This window comes from Rickettsiales bacterium, assembly GCA_033762595.1.
In the GTDB taxonomy this organism is placed as follows: domain Bacteria; phylum Pseudomonadota; class Alphaproteobacteria; order Rickettsiales; family UBA8987; genus JANPLD01.
Genome location: JANRLM010000090.1, coordinates 1 through 19,131 on the forward strand (window position 1 = coordinate 1; position 19,131 = coordinate 19,131).

General features: G+C 34.6%; 18 protein-coding genes. 11 read left to right on the forward strand and 7 right to left on the reverse strand.

Annotated features, from left to right (window positions below; genetic code table 11):
- A partial coding sequence (locus SFT90_06285; GenBank protein ID MDX1950088.1) for a hypothetical protein occupies window positions 1–353 on the reverse strand: 353 nt, incomplete at its 3' end.
- Between the two features lie 79 nt (window positions 354–432).
- On the opposite strand from SFT90_06285, the gene folK reads away from it, so the two are divergent.
- Together folK and SFT90_06295 are read left to right on the forward strand one after the other, a co-directional pair.
- Window positions 433–939: a 2-amino-4-hydroxy-6-hydroxymethyldihydropteridine diphosphokinase gene (gene folK, locus SFT90_06290; protein ID MDX1950089.1), complete on the forward strand. Its 507-nt coding sequence runs from the start codon at window positions 433–435 to the stop codon at window positions 937–939.
- Between the two features lie 3 nt (window positions 940–942).
- Window positions 943–2,103 carry a bifunctional 2-C-methyl-D-erythritol 4-phosphate cytidylyltransferase/2-C-methyl-D-erythritol 2,4-cyclodiphosphate synthase gene (locus tag SFT90_06295; protein ID MDX1950090.1) on the forward strand — a complete coding sequence of 387 codons (1,161 nt, stop codon included), beginning with the start codon at window positions 943–945 and terminating at the stop codon, window positions 2,101–2,103.
- On the opposite strand, the gene SFT90_06300 is transcribed toward SFT90_06295, so the two are convergent.
- The 6 genes from SFT90_06300 to SFT90_06325 are packed head-to-tail and all read right to left on the reverse strand — an operon-like array spanning window position 2,087 to window position 7,843.
- The gene (locus tag SFT90_06300; GenBank protein MDX1950091.1) at window positions 2,087–3,619 is read right to left on the reverse strand and encodes a cryptochrome/photolyase family protein; all 1,533 of its coding nucleotides are present in this window, start codon (window positions 3,617–3,619) and stop codon (window positions 2,087–2,089) included. The two genes, SFT90_06295 and SFT90_06300, sit on opposite strands and share 17 nt — an antisense overlap.
- Window positions 3,606–4,382, reverse strand: coding sequence for an SDR family NAD(P)-dependent oxidoreductase (locus tag SFT90_06305; GenBank protein ID MDX1950092.1), 777 nt, complete (start codon window positions 4,380–4,382; stop codon window positions 3,606–3,608). Before SFT90_06305 ends, SFT90_06300 begins: the two co-directional genes overlap by 14 nt.
- A complete protein-coding gene (locus SFT90_06310) occupies window positions 4,363–4,905 on the reverse strand; it encodes a DUF3833 domain-containing protein (GenBank protein MDX1950093.1) in 543 nt (180 codons plus the stop codon). Before SFT90_06310 ends, SFT90_06305 begins: the two co-directional genes overlap by 20 nt.
- Entirely contained in the window at window positions 4,862–6,091 is a 1,230-nt protein-coding gene (locus SFT90_06315) for an MFS transporter (protein ID MDX1950094.1), read from the reverse strand. Before SFT90_06315 ends, SFT90_06310 begins: the two co-directional genes overlap by 44 nt.
- A 44-nt stretch (window positions 6,092–6,135) precedes the next feature.
- Window positions 6,136–6,681: a chalcone isomerase family protein gene (locus tag SFT90_06320; GenBank protein MDX1950095.1), complete on the reverse strand. Its 546-nt coding sequence runs from the start codon at window positions 6,679–6,681 to the stop codon at window positions 6,136–6,138.
- Window positions 6,674–7,843: a cyclopropane-fatty-acyl-phospholipid synthase family protein gene (locus SFT90_06325; protein ID MDX1950096.1), complete on the reverse strand. Its 1,170-nt coding sequence runs from the start codon at window positions 7,841–7,843 to the stop codon at window positions 6,674–6,676. Before SFT90_06325 ends, SFT90_06320 begins: the two co-directional genes overlap by 8 nt.
- A gap of 80 nt (window positions 7,844–7,923) precedes the next feature.
- Here SFT90_06325 and folP point away from each other — a divergent pair, with 80 nt between their 5' ends.
- The 9 genes from folP to SFT90_06370 all read left to right on the forward strand — a co-directional run.
- Entirely contained in the window at window positions 7,924–8,709 is a 786-nt protein-coding gene (gene folP / locus SFT90_06330) for a dihydropteroate synthase (protein MDX1950097.1), read from the forward strand.
- Window positions 8,702–9,154, forward strand: coding sequence for a nucleoside deaminase (locus tag SFT90_06335; protein ID MDX1950098.1), 453 nt, complete (start codon window positions 8,702–8,704; stop codon window positions 9,152–9,154). The genes folP and SFT90_06335 overlap by 8 nt, the downstream gene beginning before the upstream one ends.
- Before the next feature lie 329 nt (window positions 9,155–9,483).
- Window positions 9,484–13,671, forward strand: coding sequence for a class I tRNA ligase family protein (locus SFT90_06340; GenBank protein ID MDX1950099.1), 4,188 nt, complete (start codon window positions 9,484–9,486; stop codon window positions 13,669–13,671).
- Between the two features lie 185 nt (window positions 13,672–13,856).
- Window positions 13,857–14,615 (forward strand): CvpA family protein, encoded by a 759-nt coding sequence (locus tag SFT90_06345; protein MDX1950100.1) that lies wholly within the window; start codon window positions 13,857–13,859, stop codon window positions 14,613–14,615.
- Window positions 14,612–15,022 carry a YbgC/FadM family acyl-CoA thioesterase gene (locus SFT90_06350; protein ID MDX1950101.1) on the forward strand — a complete coding sequence of 137 codons (411 nt, stop codon included), beginning with the start codon at window positions 14,612–14,614 and terminating at the stop codon, window positions 15,020–15,022. Before SFT90_06345 ends, SFT90_06350 begins: the two co-directional genes overlap by 4 nt.
- A complete protein-coding gene (gene lptA, locus SFT90_06355) occupies window positions 15,019–15,699 on the forward strand; it encodes a lipopolysaccharide transport periplasmic protein LptA (protein MDX1950102.1) in 681 nt (226 codons plus the stop codon). Before SFT90_06350 ends, lptA begins: the two co-directional genes overlap by 4 nt.
- A 1-nt stretch (window position 15,700) precedes the next feature.
- Entirely contained in the window at window positions 15,701–16,321 is a 621-nt protein-coding gene (locus SFT90_06360) for a DUF4126 domain-containing protein (protein MDX1950103.1), read from the forward strand.
- 226 nt (window positions 16,322–16,547) lie between these two features.
- Complete coding sequence (locus tag SFT90_06365) at window positions 16,548–18,434, forward strand: ribonucleoside-diphosphate reductase subunit alpha (protein ID MDX1950104.1); 1,887 nt, start codon at window positions 16,548–16,550, stop codon at window positions 18,432–18,434.
- Window positions 18,435–18,646: 212 nt separating this feature from the next.
- Window positions 18,647–19,131 (forward strand): carbamoyl phosphate synthase large subunit (locus SFT90_06370; protein ID MDX1950105.1); only part of this gene is annotated, 485 nt, incomplete at its 3' end.

Here is a 19,131-nt window from a genome sequence, read left to right on the forward strand (position 1 = left end):
GGTTTAGGGGCTTCATATTCTGAATATGAAGGTTCATTAATAATTGGCTCGTTATTATTTTGAGGGGTTTCAATTTTAGGTAGTTCTTTAGTTTGAGATTCATCAACCTTAACATCTTTCGCAACAGCAAGCGGAAGCTGAAGTTCATTCTTATCATTTTTTGATTCCTCAAAAACATCACCCACCGCATCTTTTAGAATATCTGCACTGATATTATTAACCACATTAGGCTGAGGGTTTTCTTGGGGTTGAGGAGGCTCAGTAAGTCTTGGTAAAATGGGCGGTTCAGCAAATGTACTTGCTGTTGAAATGCTAAAAGTAAGAAAAAATATGTATATAAAAAAGCGTTTCAATTCAAAGAAAATCTGTTTATAAACCTTTTTAGCACTTGCCTTAAAACACATCAATTGAATTTTTATTTTTAACACAATAATGGACAATTTTATTTTAATCGCACTTGGTTCTAACTTGCTTGATAGAGAGAAAAATATCAAATCTGCAATAGAAAAACTCTCAAAAATTGTTGATGTTGAAAGAGTTTCAAGCCTTTATAAATCTGATGCTTTTATACCAAAAAATTCTCCAGAAGAATGGAATAAACCTTTCCTAAATTGCGTTCTAGCTGGAAGAACTAATCTAGGCCCACAAGAATTACTTCTAAAAACGAAAGAAATTGAGAGAGAAATTAATACTATAGCCCGCAATAAAGGCACTTCTGAGCCTAGAATGCTTGATGTTGATATAATTGCATTCAACCAAGAAATTATTAATGATGATAATTTACAAATTCCACACCCAAGAATGTGCGAGAGAAATTTTGTGATTTATCCAATTGCCGAAATTTTGCCAAATTGGGTTTTTTATGGAGAAGGCGAAAACCATAATAAATCTGCACTTGAATTAACAAAAAACCTTCCTAAAATTGAGAAAAATTCTTGAAAAATGAATAGCGGGAAAAATATTACGATTATTGTAGCCGGTGGAAGTGGCGTTAGGCTTGGTCTAGAAACCCCTAAACAATATCTAAAAATCAAAAACAAATATATTTTAGAACTAACTTTAGAAGTTTTTATCGCACATAAAAATATTGATTTTATTCAAATAGTGATTGCTGAAAATCACTTGGAATTATATCAAAAAGCCACTCAAAAATTTTCTAATAATAAAAAGATTTTGCCAATAGTTTTTGGAGGCATAACTCGGCAGGAATCTGTGTTAAATGGGCTTAAAGCGGTTGAAACTCATAAGCCAAAAAATATTTTAATTCATGATGCAGTTCGCCCATTTTTATCAGAGGAATTAATCTCAAAAATAATTTCTAGCCTAGATGAAAATTCTAACAAAGCCTGCATTCCAGCCTTGCAAATAACTGATAGCGTAAAGGAAGTTAAGGATAATTTTATTTATAAGTCTTTGCTGCGTGAAAACCTTGTAAATGTTCAAACTCCGCAGGGTTTTGATTATAATTTCATCTATAATCTGCATAAGATTTTTGCAGGTAAAAACCTCTCTGATGATTCGTGGCTTGCAGAGCTGGCTCAAGAAAAAATTGCACTTATTGAAGGTGAAAAATCTAATTATAAAATTACTACAATGGAAGATTTAGAAAGGGCAAAGCGAGAACTATCTGAACATCGCATCGGCAGTGGCTTTGATGTTCATCAGTTTGAAGAAGGTGACGGCGTTATTTTATGTGGAGTTAAAATTCCATATTCGCAAAAATTGAAGGGTCATTCAGATGCAGATTGTGCTTGGCACGCACTAACAGATGCAATTTTAGGGGCGATTGGCGAAGGCGATATTGGTGAGCATTTCCCTGATACTCAAGCGGAATGGAAGAATGCAGATTCAAAAATTTTCCTGCAATATGCCAATAATTTATTGCTAAAAAAAGGCGGAAAATTAATAAATGCGGATATAACAATAATCTGTGAAAATCCGAAGCTAAAAAATTACAAAAAATTGATGAAAAAATCAACCGCGGAAGCCTTAAATTTAGAAGAAGATAGAATTAATATCAAAGCTACAACTACTGAAAAACTTGGCTTTCTAGGCCGAGGTGAGGGGTTAGCTTGTGAGGCAGTGGTTAGTATTTTGATATAAATTCGGATGCCTGTTTTTTTATTTGTAAAATTTCTTCCTCAGATTTTCTTTTTAGGTTTTGATAAGTAAATTTTAATCGCATATTTGAAGCTAACTTATCATGATTTTTAATCATAAAATCCCAATATAAAAAGTTGAATGGGCAAGCATCTTCACCAGTAGTTTTGTTGACATTATATTCACAATTCTTACAAAAATTAGACATTCTATTTATATATTTACCACTTGCCGCATAAGGCTTTGACCCAACAATTCCGCCATCAGCATAAATAGACATTCCATGAGTATTAGGCAATTCAACCCACTCAAATGCATCAGCGTAGACCGCCATATACCATAAATTAATTTCATCAGGCGAAATGCCGGAAATTAATGCGAAATTGCCAGTTATCATAAGTCTTTGTATATGATGAGAATATGCATTTTGATAAGTTTGCTTTACAACATTTGAAATGCAATTCATCTTAGTTTTCTTGTAATCCCAATAAAAATCAGGGAGTTTTTCTTTTGCATTAAAGAAATTTTTTTCCTTATATTCTGGCATAAAAAGCCAGTAAATTCCGCGAATATATTCACGCCAACCGATAATTTGACGAATAAAACCTTCAGCTGAATTAATATCGCATTTACCTTCAAAGTAAGCCTTTTCAATCTTTTTACAGCACTCTAAAGCATCTAATAAACCAACATTTAGATAAAGCGAAATGATGGAATGAAAGCCGAAATCTAAATCTTCCCGCATTGCATCTTGATATTTTCCAAAATTTGTAAGACGATTTTCTATGAAATCATCAAAAGATTTTTCGGCATCTCTGGCAGTAACAGAGTAGAAAAAATTATCTAGCGAGCCAAAATTATTAGGGAAATATTTTGCAACTAAATCTAAAACTTCTTTAGTAATTTTATCTGGCTTAATCTTAAAATTTTCTGGCGGAATAACTGAGTTTGGCATCGCTTCACGATTTTCAGAATCAAAATTCCACTTATTACCAACTGGTTTATTAAACCGCATTAAAAGCCCTGTTTTTTGACGCATTTTACGATAAAAAAATTCCATCAGTAAGTTTTTTTTACCTTTAGCGAAACTCTCAAATTCCTCATGAGTAGCGATGAATCTATTGTCTTGCATTATTTCCAGAGGTTTTGAAAATTTTTTCTGCCAAGATTTTATATATCCCAAAACCCGATATTCTGAGGCTTCTGTGATAATTATTTTTTCTGGGTTATATTTTTTAATTGCATTTGCGAGGGCTTCCTCAAAAGATTTTACCTGCTTTTCATCATCAAATTTAATATATTCAACAGAGAATTTTTTTGCTTTTAGTTCTTCAGAGAAATGCCTCATTGCTGAAAATATAAAAGCAATTTTCTTTTTGTGATGAGGGGCGTAAGTGGCTTCTTCCTTCACTTCGCACATTAAAATTAAATCTTGTTCAGCGGAGAAATTTTCAAGCGAAGAAATTTTATGCGATAATTGATCACCTAAAATAAAAACTAAATTTCTAATTTTTTTCATTGAAATTTTTTGTAAAAACTTTCATCAAAGGAACATAAATGCAGGTTGGAATTATCCTGATAAATTTCATAATATAGGTAAATCTCTTTGGAAAATGAATCTCAAAACACTTGGATTTTAAGCCTTTTACAATTCTTTTTGCCGCCTCTTCCGCTGAAATTATAAAAGGCATTTTGAATTCATTTTTATCAGTAAGCCGAGTTTTTACAAACCCTGGATTGATAATTTTTATATCAATATTTTTATTTTCTATCGCTAAACTCTCAGCATAATTTATAAGTGCCGCCTTAGTTGCACAATAAGGCTGCCCTGATGGAAGCCCCCTAAAGCCCGCTACACTTGCACATAAAACGATTTGCTTTTCTTGATTTTCAGAATTTTTGAAATGAGGCAAAACCGAATGAACAATATTTAACGCGCCTATAAAATTTACTTCAATAATATTTTTTGCAATATTAATATCGCTGTAACCTGCGTTCTGATGGGGTTGATAGCCGGCCGCCATAAAAATTACAGAATCTAAACCATTATTTTTTATAAGAGTTTCTGAGATTTCTTTTACCCTATCAAAATTTCTGACATCAAGCGGGAAAATTTGATGGTTACTGCCTTTGAGAGAATTTTTAACATGCTCTAATTTAATTTCATCTCTGGCGGAAAGGGCTAAAATTGCACCTTCTTCCGCAAGCTGATGGGCAAGCTCTGCACCAATTCCAGTGCTTGCACCAATTATCCAGATTTTTTTATTTTGCAGGTTTTTCATCTTCTTTTTTCATAAAAATTGTTAGCTCAGCAACGGTAATACCAAACTTCTTAATGTAAGATCTGTTGATAATAACATTATCATTCATCGCCCACATCCAGTCATCTAGCCTAACACGAACCATTTTACCATCAACTTCAATATCCATTGTGTAATGAAAATTGAGGGAATCCCCAGCGTTTTTACCAGTTGCAATGCCAATTATATCACCAGCCCTGCCTTCAATATAATCCTCAGAAATTTTCTTAAGTTTCCAAATTCGTTTTTGAGTTTTGCCGCTATAGAAAACAAAATCCTCCTCAAGAGTTCCTTCATCATCTTCCCAAGTACCTTTCATTGTAACATCAAATTTATTTACAACTTTGCCACTCCAATCCTGCACTATTCCCCAAGCCTTAATATGGCCGTTAAAAAATTCTTTAACATCTAGTTTTGGCTTGGAATCTTTGTATTTTTCAACATTATGATTTGAACAACAGCTAAGCATAACCGCCCCCATTAGAATTAAAATTAGGTTTTTCATTTTGAAATCTCCTAAAAAATTTGATTAATAAAATTATCGCTAAAAATTTTATTGTACACGGAATTGTTGCATATAAAATTGAAAGTAATTCAAGAGAGCCTGAATTATTAACTTTCCCAGTAGAAAAATTATTTTCATCAAGAACCATAAATGATATTCCTGAAGCTAAGGCTAATGAAATTTTTGAGAGGAAAGCTAAAATAGAATAATCTGTAGTGTAATTTTTATCAACTAAATCAGCTAAAATTGCAGGTGGGAGACTTAGTTCTCCACCAAATGCAAACCCTGAAAGCAAGCAAATTAGCAGATATGGCGTGAAATCACCTTGTTCAAGATTAGCCGCCCAAACAAAAACGCAGATTGCAATTAACATTGATAATCCCCAAGCATTAATTTTGTTTAATCTTTTAGAAATATAATTCCAAAAAGGCATTGATAAACCAGCAGCAAGAAAGTAAGACATCAAAAAAAGCCCTAAATATTTTTCAAGATTAAGATTATCCCTAACGAAAAAAATTATTAAAACCGCTGGGATTGATGAAGCAAAAATTGAAATAAAATAAACTAGAAAGAAAGCCTTTTTCTTATGTAAAGATTTGAAGAATTCTAACCAAGAAAAATCAATTTTAGGCTGGGGTAAATTAGTTTTTTTTAGCCAAAAATTTATAAAAATTCCACCGATAATAAAAAGCAAAAAAAGCATTATTATAGAGTAAGAAAAATATAGATTTTTTACTTCAAAATTTTTGAGAATCGCCGGCAGAATAACTGCAAAAATTAAACCAATTAAGCTAAAAAACTCTCGAGTTGTTGAAATTTTTGTTTTGAGATTATAATCAGAACTCCAAACGCCACCATAGGCGTTAAGGTTTATTGTAACGATACTAAAGCCAAGTGTTGCAAGGAATGCAGAGGCTATAAACCAATAAAAATAATTAAATTGTGGGTTGAAAATTGCAAAAAAACCAATCGCGGTTAGAAAAATGCCAAGGGCAAAAATATAATTTTTCTTAGCAAAATATTTATCACTTAAAACACCGATTAGAGGGTCAGTAACTGCATCTAAAAATCTTAAGAAAAGTAAGGCAAAACCAATTTTTGAAAGGCTTAAATCTAAATCTTTTGCGTAATAATCAGGGGCTAAAATATAAAGCGGAATACCAGCCATCGCAATTGGCAATGCCATTAAACTATATAAAAAAATTTGAGAATTTTTAATCACATTTAATTTTATTTTCTAGCGAGAAGGGATTTTCTGAGGCTTGGTGCGGTGGTTTTTTCACTGAGCCAAATTTCAAAGAATTTTTTTGCGAAATATTCGTCTTTCATTTCACCAATAATTTTACCATTATTTAGAAAAACCGCTGTTTTTTTATCAGTATAAACACCAGTTAGAATTTGATTTTCATTCACATCTGGGAAAATTTTGAGCAAATCTTTCTGCCATTTTGAAAGCAATAATTCATCTGTAACGCCGTGCTTTTTTAATTCGTCAATCGTGCTTTTAACAATATCCTCACCCTTGAAAGACATTTGATATCTAAGCTTCAAAGCGAATGGTTTTTCTTGACTAAAATTGCCATTATCAGCGTAAAGTTTTGCATCATAAATATCCCAAAAGAAAAAGCTAAATGAGCCCTCACCAACTTTAACAGGGTTAGAAATATAATTTTTCAAATAGTTAATTTCAGTAAAATAATCGGTTTTTGATATAGCAAAAGAATTTCCACCAAAGCCAAGAATTAAAACTAATAATATGCGTAATTTTTTAAGCATGACCAAGAGATACTTGCATTACATTGGTTCTTTCGCTTGAAAAGCTTGCGATACAGGTTGATAAATATAAACGCCAAATACGAATAAATTTTTCATCAAAACCAAGCATTTTTATTTTTCTGATTTGAGCATCAAAATTTTTTAACCATTTATCTAGCGTTAGTGCGTAATGCGTGCCGAAATCAAATTTATCACTGATTTTAAGCCCCGCTTTGTTCGCCTCATGTTCAAACCTAGCTTGCGAAGGTAGCATTCCACCGGGGAAAATAAAACTTCTAATCATATCGCCACTTTTGCGATAAGCTTCAAATAAATCATCTTTAATTGTAATGGTTTGAATAATTGCTTGCCCCTTATCTTTTAGTAAAGATGCGATTTTAGAGAAATATATTGGCCAATATTTTTCACCCACTGCTTCAAACATTTCAATAGAAACTATATTATCAAATTTACCATTTTGCTTGCGATAATCTTCAATAACAATATTAGAATTTTGGCAAATATTTGAAATTCTTTCCTTTGCAAAATTATATTGCTGATTAGAAATTGTAATACCTTTTATTTTGTGGTCGCCCTCTCTAACCGCCCTTTCTGCAAAACCACCCCAACCGCAACCTATTTCAAGAATGTTACAAGATTTATTGCCTATAATATCTAAAATTCTATCATATTTGTTGTTTTGTGCTTGAGATAAATCTTCATTTTTGTTCTTAAAAATAGCTGAAGAATATGTCATTGTTTCATCAAGCCACAGAGAATAAAACTCATTGCCTAAATCATAGTGAGCGTGAATATTCCTCTTGCTTCCCCTCAAAGTGTTTGAGTTGAAAAAATAATAAAGTTTTGCAATATATTTATAGATTGAATTGCCATAAAAATATTCATCAAAAACACTATCATTTTTGATAATTAAATATAGCAATGAACTTAGATTGTCAGAATCCCACTTGCCATCTCTATAATCCTCAGCAAAGCCAACATCGCCTTTTGCAACTGCATTTGTGATGATTGATAAATCATGGATTTTGATATCTGCCCTTGGGCCTTCTTCCTTACCTTCAAAAATATATTTTTTTCCTTCTGGTGTCGTAAGCTCCAAAACGCCATATTTTATCTCCTCAAGTGATTTAAGGAGCTTATTAAGTGTAATCTCGTAAAACATAAATATTATTTGATTTTTATGTATTATAATTATTAGTTAAGGCTTTGAAATTTAACTTTTTGTAATTGGTAGCATAAAAAATGAGCAAAATCCCAAAAATTTTTGGAATAGTAAACATAACGCCAGATTCTTTTAGTGACGGCGGGCTACATAGTAACGCCAAAAAAGCCTTTGAATATGCTGAAAAACTGAGCCTTGAAGGTGCAGATATTATTGATGTGGGTGCAGAATCCACACGGCCAGATGCAGTTACTATTAGTGAAAATGAGGAATGGCAAAGGCTTCAAGGTTTTTTTGAATTGGCTTACAAGGATAATTTCAAAACCCCAATTAGCATTGATAGCAGAAACCCCGCAACTATTCAAAAAGCCTTGGATTTGGGTGCAAAAATCATCAATGATGTAAGTGGTTTGAAGAATGAAGAAATTATAAACCTTGCGGTTAAATATAATTGCAAGACGGTTTTTATGCATAGTTTAACAATACCTGCGGATAAAAACATCACTCTGCCAGAAAATATTGATGTGATTGAACACCTTAAAAACTGGGCATTAGAGAAGATTAACTTTCTAAAAAGCAAAAATCTAAAATCTGAAAATCTGATTTTTGATGCGGGTATTGGCTTTGGCAAAAACATCAATCAAAATTGGCAAATTATCAACAGAGCTGAGGAATTTTTATCGCTTAATATCCCAATTTTAATTGGACATTCTGAAAAATCTTTTTTGAGTAAAATCACTGATAAACCAGCGGGAGAGAGGCTTTTAGCAACTTGTGAAGTTTCAAAAATTTTGAGCCTAAAACAAATTGATTATCTTAGACTTCACAAAATCAAAGAAAATTTGGAGTATATAAGAAATGTTTGATTATCAAAAATTTATGAAAATAGCCCTGAGTGAGGCACAGATTGCGGCTTCAAAGAATGAAGTTCCAGTTGGTGCGTTGCTGGTGAAAGATAATCAAATTATTGCAAAAGCTCACAACTCAGTTGAGGCTTCAAATGATGCAACTAATCACGCAGAACTTCTTATAATCAAGCAAGCAAGCCAAATTCTTGGGTCTAAAAATCTTGAAAATACTTCTCTTTATGTAACTTTAGAGCCTTGTTTAATGTGTGCCACCGCCATTTCTTACGCAAGAATTTCCAAAATTATTTTTGGTGCAGAAGATAAAAAATTAGGTGCAATAGAAAATGGTGATAGAATTTTTTATAACAGCAAAAATAACCTCTGGAAGCCAGAAATTATAGGCAGTATTATGGCTGAGGAATCAGAAATTTTACTTAAAAACTTCTTCAAAAACCTTAGATAGTGTCGTCAAATTATTCATAACAATGCGAAATGAGTCTGATTTTGCTTAGAGGCAAAGAAATTTGTAGACGAATAGTTATTCATATTTGCGAACAAATTTCTGAAGTATATAAGCAAAATCAGCCATTTCCCCTCGGGTTGCTATTAATTTTGGCATATAACTTCGTTAAATTTTTTGAAATATGAATAACTATTCCTGCAAAATTTAACTTGTTCTCTGCCAAAATTAATCAAGCAACGCATTTATGAATAATTTGACGACACTATCTAGATAAAATCTTGTAAGTTAAAACTTATTGCTTTATAAGGGTTTTTTGTAAAATTGATTAAATAACAATGACAAAACTATACCCAGAAACCTCATCTTCACCTAATTTTCCTGAGATTGAAAAGAAAATCCAGAAATTTTGGCAGGAATCCAACATTTTCCAAAAGTCAGTTGATGCTTTGCCTAAGGGCGAGGCTGAATTCTCCTTCTTTGATGGCCCTCCTTTTGCCAATGGCTTGCCGCATTATGGTCATTTGCTGACTTCCTGCGTGAAAGATTTATATGCTCGCTATCACACCATGCTTGGTGAACGCACTGAGCGGGTTTTTGGTTGGGATTGCCACGGCTTACCCGCGGAAATGGAGGCTGAGAAAGAGCTTGGCATTCAAGGGCAAATTGCAATTCAGGAATATGGTATTGAAAAGTTCAACAATACCTGCCGAACTTCCGTAATGAAATATACCAACGAGTGGAAGGAATATGTGAATCGTGTTGGTCGTTGGGTTGATTTTGATAATGGCTACAAAACGATGGATAAAGGCTATATGGAATCTGTAATGTGGGCTTTTTCTGAGCTTTACAAGAAAGGTTACATTTATGAAGGCCATAAAGTTATGCCTTATTCTTGGGCGTGCGAAACACCTCTCTCAAACTTTGAAACCCGCTTAGATAACGCCTATCGTGAGAAAGTAAGTAAGGCAATTACGGTAGCGTTTGAGTTGGAAAATTTTGAGAGTTCTGAAACCCCTCCCCCTGTTTACGGGGGGAGGCAGGGAGGGGGGCAGTTTGGAGGCACCCACTCCTCAAGAAATTTAGAAGCGATAGAAAAAGCAAAAGAACTTCGCAAAAACCAAACAGATGTTGAGAAAAAACTCTGGAACGCCCTTAGAAAAGATCAACTTGAAGGATATTCCTTCAGGCGTCAGCACCCAGTTGGTGATTATATAACTGACTTCGCTTGCATTGAGAAAAAGCTTATTGTTGAGCTAGATGGTGGTCAACACAATGAAGATTCTGCGATAGAATATGATAATAAAAGAACTGCATTTTTAGAGCAAGCAGGGTTTAGAGTTTTAAGATTTTGGAATTTTGAAGTTAATGAAAATTTAGAAGGTATAATTGAAACTATTTTGAGTTACCTTCAAGCCCCCCTCCTAACCTCCCCCCGTAAACAGGGGGAGGGATACTCAAGTATCCCTGAAAATTCTGGAGCAAATAAGATTGAAAAAGTTTATATTCTTGCTTGGACAACAACCCCTTGGACATTGCCGAGTAATCTAGCTTTAGCAGTTGGTAAGGATGTTAATTACTGCCTAGTTCAAAAAGATAATGTTGGATATATTCTATCCAAAAATGTGTTAAAAAATTTAGCAAAAGAATTGGGTTTAGAAGAAAACTATCAACCATTAACCATCAACCAGCAAGAATTAATTGGTCTTCGCTACAAACCACTCTTCCCTTATTTTGATCCTAATCACACTGCAAATGCGGATAAGAAAGAAAAGTTACAAAAACAAATCGGTGAAAATGCCTTCACGATATTAGAAGGTGATTTTGTTTCGGATAGCGATGGCACTGGTATAGTTCACCTCGCACCTGGGTTTGGTGAAGAAGATCAGCGTGTTTGCCAAGCTAATGGAATCTGCTTACCTGAAAATGGCGGAATCATCTGCCCTGTTGATGAGGCTGGGAGGTTCACGAGTGAGATATTTGATCTAAATGCCCCCACCCTAACCCTCCCCCGTAAACGGGAGAGGGAACAAGAAGAAAATCTCCCCCTGCTTGCGGGGGGAGATAAAGAGGGGGGCATAATTTTATCCCTCAAATCCCTCAATGTAATCGCAGATACCCGCAAGAATGAAGATGAGCCTTATAAAGAAGATCAGCTAAAAAAATATGGCTTAGCGAATTTAAGAATTGTTGATAACCTTAAAAATCGTGGGCTTTTAATCAAGCAGGAAGATTACAAACATAATTATCCGCATTGCTGGCGAACTGATACGCCTTTAATTTATAGAGCTGTTCCAAGTTGGTATGTAAAAGTTACTGCCTTCAAAGATAGAATGGTTGAACTCAACCAGAAAATCAACTGGATACCTGATCACGTAAAAGATGGGCAATTTGGCAAATGGCTTGAAAATGCACACGACTGGGCGATTTCTCGTAATCGTTTTTGGGGTGCACCAATTCCAATTTGGCGAAGCAATAATCCTGAAAATAAAAAGCTTTATGTGTTTGGCTCTATCAAGGAAATTGAGGATTTTTTCGGCGTTAAAGTGAAAGATTTACACCGCCCTTATATTGATGAAATCACCAAGCCCGATCCTGAAAACCCTAAATACACAATCAAACGCGTTACTGAAGTTTTGGATTGCTGGTTTGAATCCGGCTCTATGCCATTCGCCGAAATGCACTTCCCTCATGGGGAGAAATGGAAGGGGAGTAGCAGGTTTTCCTATCAAACCCTCCCCCTGCTTGCGGGGGGAGATGGAGGGGGGCAAAAAAGCCACCTATCCAATAATGATGCCCCCACCCTAACCCTCCCCCGTAAACAGGGGAGGGAATATAGCGTTCAATTCCAACCTGCTGATTTCATCGTGGAATATTCAGCGCAAACTCGCGGCTGGTTCTATACATTAATGGTTCTTTCAACCGCTCTTTTTGATGAAATTCCTTTCAAAAATTGTATCTGCCACGGCGTGATACTTGGTGAGCCGATGAAAAACCCAACAACTGGTGCGATGGAAAAACAGAAGCTCTCCAAACGCTTGAAAAATTACCCTGATCCAGTTGAGGTCTTCAACACTCTCGGTGCTGATGCAATGCGTTGGATGATGATTTCCTCACCAGTTATGAATGGTGGTGAGCTTACAATTTCAAAATCTGGTGATGATATAAAAGAGGTTGTTCGCCTTGTTCTAAAGCCAATCTGGAATGCTTATCATTTCTTCTGCTTATATGCAAATAGTGATAACATCAAGGCAGAAATTGATTTTTCTTCAGAGAATTTGCTGGATAGATATATAATCGCAAAACTTAAAAATGCCATTGAGATAATAAAAAATTCTCTTGATGGATATAACACTGCCACCGCCTGTAAAGCAGTTGAAGACTTTTTTGAAGTTCTTAATAATTGGTATATCAGAAGAAGTAGGGAGAGGTTTTGGAGTGAGGTAGAACAAGGTTTGGAAGGCGAGAATACTACCCCTCCCCCAGTTTACGGGGGGAGGCAGGGAGGGGGGCAAGAAGTCCTATCAACCAACAACCAACAACTATTAACTAATGATGCCCCCACCCCAACCCTCCCCCGTAAACGGGAGAGGGAGTTTAACGGAAAACTCTCCGCTTACAACACACTTTACACTTGCTTAGTAACAATGTGTCAGGCGGCTTCGCCATTATTGCCATTCTTAACAGAGGAAATTTTCAAAGGTCTAACTGGTAAAGAATCCGTGCATTTGGAAGTGTTTCCTGAGGTAAGTTTTAGTCCTATTTATAACATATCTAATTTAATTGCTTATATCCCTGCAATGGATTTAGCAAGAAATGTTTGTAATGCCGTTTTGGCAATAAGAAGCAAAGAAAATATTAGAGTAAGACAGCCATTAAAAGCAATTTTAATAATATGTAACAAGAATGTTTCTGAAGAAATCTCTTCTAGTGATATATCCTCAATAATCAGGGAAGAAGTAAATGTGAAGGAAATAATTTTACAAAATGAATTTGATCAATACGCCGAGCTTAAACTCAAAATCAATTTCCCAATTTTAGGTAAAAGATTACCGGATAAAGTTAAGGAAATTATTCCTGCAAGCAAACAAGGCAAGTGGGAAAAGTTAGAAGATGGCAGAATAAAAATCGCTGGTGAAATTTTAGAGAAAGAAGAATGCGAATTGCAACTTGAACCTAAAGATAAAAAAGGTGCTGCAAGCCTTTCAACTAATGATGCATTGGTAATTCTTGATTTGGAAATTACCGAAGAATTAAAGCAGGAAGGCATTGCAAGAGATGTCGTTCGTTTAATCCAACAAGCTCGTAAAGAGGCGGATTTGGATATTTCCAACCGCATTGATTTATCACTTTCCGTGCCTGAAAGTTACAAAAATGCAGTGGCTGCTAATAGTAATTATATTCAAGAGCAAACTTTGGCGGTTTCCCTTGATTTGTCAGGCAAAAAATATGATAGATTTAACAATAGCTATGAAATAGAAAAAGATAAAATTGAAATATCTTTTGCTGTTGCTGGTTGATTATTCTCATGAGTCATTGCGAAAAAATTTTCAGTAGAAAATTTTTGTGGCAATCAATTAAATAAAATCCAGTAGGATTTTATTTATATTAGAGTTCTACTGAACTTTAATATTTGGATCCTCACGTCGTAAGCCTTCTGGCTTACTCCTCAGGATGGCAAAAACAAAAAACAAAACAAAAAACAATGACCAATTTTGATTTAACAGTTTATGTAACCCTATTAATGTTTCTATTTATAGGGTTTTTTAAGGGTGGCATTAGAAGTGTTCTTTCCCTTGTAAAATGGTATGGGGCGTTCTTACTTTCAATAATTTTTTATGATGATGCACATAAATTTGCATTGGAAATGTTCTCGTCAGAAATGGTTGCAAGTATTGCAGCAATCCTTGGAATTTACATTGCCTCAATGATAGTTCTAACAATTTTATCTAGCATTATAGTTGCGGCACTTGGGGATAATGTTGATGGCTTAATTGATAAAGCACTTGGGCTTTTTATGGGCGTTGCGGTTGGTTATATAATAGTTTCAAGCGTTCATTTTGTGGTAAGTTCAGTTTATCAGGGTGATGAGCCAAAATGGCTTAAAGAGGGGCAATCTTATGAAATCACCAAAGTAGGGGCTGATGTTCTAAAAGGATATTTCAAAGATGGCACTATTAATATTTCCAAGGATTTAGGCTTTGATTTTGGTGATAGAGCGAGCGAAATTTCTGGCAAAGTTAAAGAGCATACTGAACAATTAAAATCAGGCGTAAGTAACGCAACTGGCAGTGAGCTAGATGTAAATTTAATTAAAGATATGGCTCGTAAGCTGAAAGACCAAGGCTATTCAGAGCAGGAAGTTTTAGATATTATACAAAGTGGCAACACTGATTTTATGGGCAAAATCCAAGAAAATAAAGATAGCGTTATTGATACAATAAAAAGAAATACTAGCAAATGAAGCATATCGCGAAATTCAGAGTTTATTATGAAGATACTGATGCAGGTGGAGTGGTTTATTACGCAAATTTCCTTAAATTTGCAGAGCGTGCTAGAACAGATTTCCTAAGAGAAAGTGGATATGATCACCAAAGGCTTGCTAAAGAAAAAAATGTTTTTTATGTCGTTAAAAAAGCTGAAATTGAATATCTCGCACCCGGCAGATTAGACGATTTAATCAAAGTTGAAACTATTATAACCAAAGTTGGGGCTTCTTCTGTTGAAATGTCGCAGAATTGTTTTAATCAAGATGATATAAAACTAGCAGATGTAAAAATATTAATAGTTTGCGTTACTAATGAAGGTGAGAAAATCCGCTCCGCTAGAATACCCGAAGAAGTTAGCAATTTTTTCAAAAATTACCTATGAAATATTTTATAATAATTTTTTTGGCTTTATTTAGCTTCCAAGCATTATCACAGCAGGGGGTTGAAAAAGAATTTGAAAAAAACCAAGATAAGCCAATTAATATAAAATCTGAATCTTTATCAATTAATAATAAAGATAATATCGCAGTATTTAAGCAAGATGTTGTGGTGGTGCAAGGCACTATGACTATAAAAGCTGATGAAATGAAGGTTTTTTCTGATCTTGATAAAAAAACTCAAAAAAATAAATTCAAACGAATTGAATCTTACGGCAATGTTCACCTAACTTCTGATGGGCGTGAGGCAAAGGCTCAAACTGGAATTTACGATGTTGTTAATCAGAAAATTGAAATGTATGGCAATGTTTTTTTGAGCGAAAATGGCAATACTTTGCAGGGTAATAAATTTATTTATGATCTAAAAACTAACCTAACTTCTATTACAAATAGTGGAGATTTTTCCTCAAACCAAGTTGAAAAGCCGCAAGAAATTATTCAAAATGAAGATGGAACTTCTTATCTAAAACAGGCTTTTGATGGGGTTTCTATGCCACAATCTGTGGGTGTTGGTAGGGTTAAGGTGGAGTTCACACCAGGTGAAAGTATGAAGCAATTTGATATTCCAAAACCTCCAATTCAAATTAAATCCTCCACAGAACAGAGAAGAATTGTGAATTAGTATGGTGCAAGAAATTATAATTATCTTATCTTTTGCGATTTCAATTGCAGCTGGAATTAATTTATTTGGCTCACTTTTTATATTATCGCTCTTTACTTATTTTAATTTTATAGAAATCAAAGAATATAATTTTCTCTCAAATGAATTTATAATTTCTGCATTATTTCTGCTTTTTCTTTTTGAGTTTATTGTTGATAAAATAAGGGGTTTTGATTGTGCATTAGATAGTATTTTATTCTTCGCAAAAATTCCCATCGCAAGTTTCTTAAGCTTTTTACTTGCGGTTAATTATGATATTTTTACGCAAACTGGTTTCTTTGTTTTGGGCGGCCTTGTATCTTCCATCAGCCATTTTATAAAGCTTGGAATCAAAATAATGGCAAATACTTCATCTAAGCCAGAAAATATTTTGGTAATTTCAGTCGCTTTTGATTTTTTCATTATCGCTATCTTACTTTCTGTTGTAACTAATCATCTTGTTTTCTATACAATTCTAGGGCTATTTTTAACTTTTATAAGCTGGTTTTTGCCTGAAATATTTAAGGGAGTTAAAAATATTAAATTAGTAGTTTATGGAATTTTAACTGGCTATAATAGAAAAATTTCCCCTTCAAAAAAATAAAAATTCTGCAAATTAATTTTACGATTTTTTATGTTTCACAGCTAAACATTTGAATATATTGTTGCTTTTAAGACATACTATATATAGTGTTACTAACTCACAACAAGGTAAAAAAATACAATATATAGATATAAATTTTTTATTTTGTTAGTTGACCAATCAAACTTTAATATCTAATAATAGTTTCCACGCGAAAAATATTTAATAACAAAAAAGTGGAGATTTTATGTCATACGCACAAGCACAAAATTTAGAGCAAGAGATTCCACAAACTTCTAAACTTAGAGTAAAAATTGATGAATCTAGAAGCGATAGATTAACTGATTTCGGCAAAGCCGTTTTAAGAGATAGATATTTACTTCCTAATGAAGATTTTCAAACGCTTTTTGCAAGGGTTGCGGAACAATATGGTGATGATTTAGCTCACTCACAAAGGCTGTATGATTATATTAGTAATTTATGGTTTATGCCTGCAACGCCAGTTTTAAGCAATGGCGGCACTGAGAGAGGCCTACCAATTTCTTGCTTTTTGAATGAAACCCCAGATTCCCTATCTGGTATTGTTGATTTATGGACAGAAAATGTATGGCTTGCAGCGCGTGGCGGTGGAATTGGTAGCTATTGGGGTAATCTTCGTTCCATCGGTGAAACAGTGCGTGGCAATGGCAAAACATCTGGTGTAATTCCTTTCTTAAGGGTGCAGGATTCTCTAACGCTTGCGATTTCTCAAGGCTCGCTTCGTCGTGGAAGTTCAGCAGTTTATCTGCCGATTGATCACCCTGAGATTGAGGAATTTATTGAGCTTCGTCGCCCAACTGGTGGTGATCCAAATCGTAAAGCATTAAATATCCATCACGGCGTTGTAATCCCTGATGCCTTTATGAACGCAGTTGCTAATGATGAGGCTTGGGAACTCAAAAGCCCTAAGGATAAAAGGGTTATAAGCGTTGTTAATGCTCGTGAGCTATGGATAAAACTTCTCATCGCCCGCATTGAAACTGGTGAGCCATATCTATTGTTCATTGATAATGTTAATAAAGCAATTCCTGAGCATCACAAAAAATTAGGCCTTGAAGTTAAGATGTCTAATCTATGCAGTGAAATAACTTTGCCAACTGGTAAAGATCATTTGAATAAAGAAAGAACGGCAGTTTGTTGCCTCTCTTCACTAAATCTAGAATATTATGATGAGTGGAAGGATAGCAAACTTTTCATCAAAGATGTGATGCGAATGCTTGATAATGTTCTGCAGGATTTTATAGATAACGCACCGGATTCTATGTCGCGTGCGAGATATTCTGCTTATCGTGAGAGAAGCGTTGGGCTTGGCGTTATGGGTTATCACTCATATTTACAAAGTAAGATGATTCCGATTGAATCAGTAATGGCAAAAGTTTGGAATAAGAAAATGTTTGAGCATATCCGCCGTGAATGCGATGAAGCATCTATTGAGCTTGCTGAAGAGAGAGGCTCTTGCCCTGATGCTGCGGAATGTGGCGTTACTGAAAGATTCAGTAATAAAATCGCAATCGCACCAACTGCATCTATCTCAATTATCTGTGGTAACTCTTCCCCAGGGATTGAGCCATATGCAGCCAATAGCTTTACGCAAAAAACTTTAACTGGTTCATTTACGGTTAGAAATAAACATCTCAAAACCCTTCTTGCAGCTAAGGGAAATGATAATGATGAGGTATGGTCTTCAATTTCTATGAATGAAGGTTCGGTGCAGCATTTAGATTTCTTAACTGATGATGAAAAATCAGTTTTCAGAACTGCTCAAGAAATTGATCAACGCTGGCTTGTGGAACACGCAGCTGATAGAACAAATTTCATCTGCCAAGCACAATCGCTAAATCTTTTCTTCCCAGGTGATGTGCATAAAAAATATCTACATGAAGTTCATTGGGCTGCTTGGAAAAAGGGTGTGAAAAGCCTTTATTATTGTAGGTCAACTTCAATTCAAAGGGCTGAGAAAACGCAAGAATTCACTGCAGCACAAGCAAATTCTCAGCTTGAAATGAAGTTACAACCTGCCACTAAAAAAGATAGAAAAACTTCAGCAGAAATTGCACCAAAACCAACTTATGAAGAGTGCCTAGCTTGCCAGTAATTATGCTAATCCAGTCATTCTGAGTGCTTGCGAAGAATCTAGGTTGCTGACTTTTAGATATTTCGCTACGCTCAAGATGACTGAAAATTTCTAAAATCTGGCCTCAATTGGCGACACATTGCATTATCTAAAAATCCCCACTTGCATATTGTTTAGGTTTAATTATAAATCTCATAATTTTGCCTAAAGAAATCTATAGTAGTTGGGAATTTATGCCAAAAAGAAATGATATAAAATCTATAATGATAATTGGGGCGGGGCCTATTGTAATTGGTCAAGCTTGTGAGTTTGACTATTCTGGAACACAAGCGTGCAAAGCACTTAGAGAGGAAGGTTATAGGGTTATCTTGGTGAATTCCAACCCTGCAACAATAATGACTGATCCTAATATTGCAGATGCCACTTACATTGAGCCAATAAATCCTGATATAATTGAAAAAATCATCGCAAAAGAAAAACCAGATGCGTTACTGCCAACAATGGGTGGGCAAACTGCACTCAACACAACGCTTACTTTACATAAAAGGGGCATTTTAGATAAATATAATGTTAAGCTAATTGGAGCTCAACCTGAAGCAATAGAGAAAGCTGAAAATAGAAAATTATTCAATGAGGCAATGGCAAAAATTGGCCTAGAAGTGCCAAGAAATACTATAGTTAATTCTATTGAAGAAGCCATCGAAGCCCTGAAATTTAT

Bases quoted from the DNA above. Each gene is read 5' to 3' on its own strand.
- SFT90_06320 (MDX1950095.1), bottom strand. From the start codon at position 6,681: ATGCTTAAAAAATTACGCATATTATTAGTTTTAATTCTTGGCTTTGGT.
- lptA (MDX1950102.1), top strand. From the start codon at position 15,019: ATGAAATATTTTATAATAATTTTTTTGGCTTTATTTAGCTTCCAAGCA.
- folK (MDX1950089.1), top strand. From the start codon at position 433: ATGGACAATTTTATTTTAATCGCACTTGGTTCTAACTTGCTTGATAGA.
- SFT90_06305 (MDX1950092.1), bottom strand. From the start codon at position 4,382: ATGAAAAACCTGCAAAATAAAAAAATCTGGATAATTGGTGCAAGCACT.
- SFT90_06365 (MDX1950104.1), top strand. From the start codon at position 16,548: ATGTCATACGCACAAGCACAAAATTTAGAGCAAGAGATTCCACAAACT.
- SFT90_06350 (MDX1950101.1), top strand. From the start codon at position 14,612: ATGAAGCATATCGCGAAATTCAGAGTTTATTATGAAGATACTGATGCA.
- SFT90_06345 (MDX1950100.1), top strand. From the start codon at position 13,857: ATGACCAATTTTGATTTAACAGTTTATGTAACCCTATTAATGTTTCTA.
- SFT90_06295 (MDX1950090.1), top strand. From the start codon at position 943: ATGAATAGCGGGAAAAATATTACGATTATTGTAGCCGGTGGAAGTGGC.
- SFT90_06360 (MDX1950103.1), top strand. From the start codon at position 15,701: ATGGTGCAAGAAATTATAATTATCTTATCTTTTGCGATTTCAATTGCA.
- SFT90_06335 (MDX1950098.1), top strand. From the start codon at position 8,702: ATGTTTGATTATCAAAAATTTATGAAAATAGCCCTGAGTGAGGCACAG.
- folP (MDX1950097.1), top strand. From the start codon at position 7,924: ATGAGCAAAATCCCAAAAATTTTTGGAATAGTAAACATAACGCCAGAT.
- SFT90_06325 (MDX1950096.1), bottom strand. From the start codon at position 7,843: ATGTTTTACGAGATTACACTTAATAAGCTCCTTAAATCACTTGAGGAG.
- SFT90_06315 (MDX1950094.1), bottom strand. From the start codon at position 6,091: ATGGCATTGCCAATTGCGATGGCTGGTATTCCGCTTTATATTTTAGCC.
- SFT90_06310 (MDX1950093.1), bottom strand. From the start codon at position 4,905: ATGAAAAACCTAATTTTAATTCTAATGGGGGCGGTTATGCTTAGCTGT.
- SFT90_06300 (MDX1950091.1), bottom strand. From the start codon at position 3,619: ATGAAAAAAATTAGAAATTTAGTTTTTATTTTAGGTGATCAATTATCG.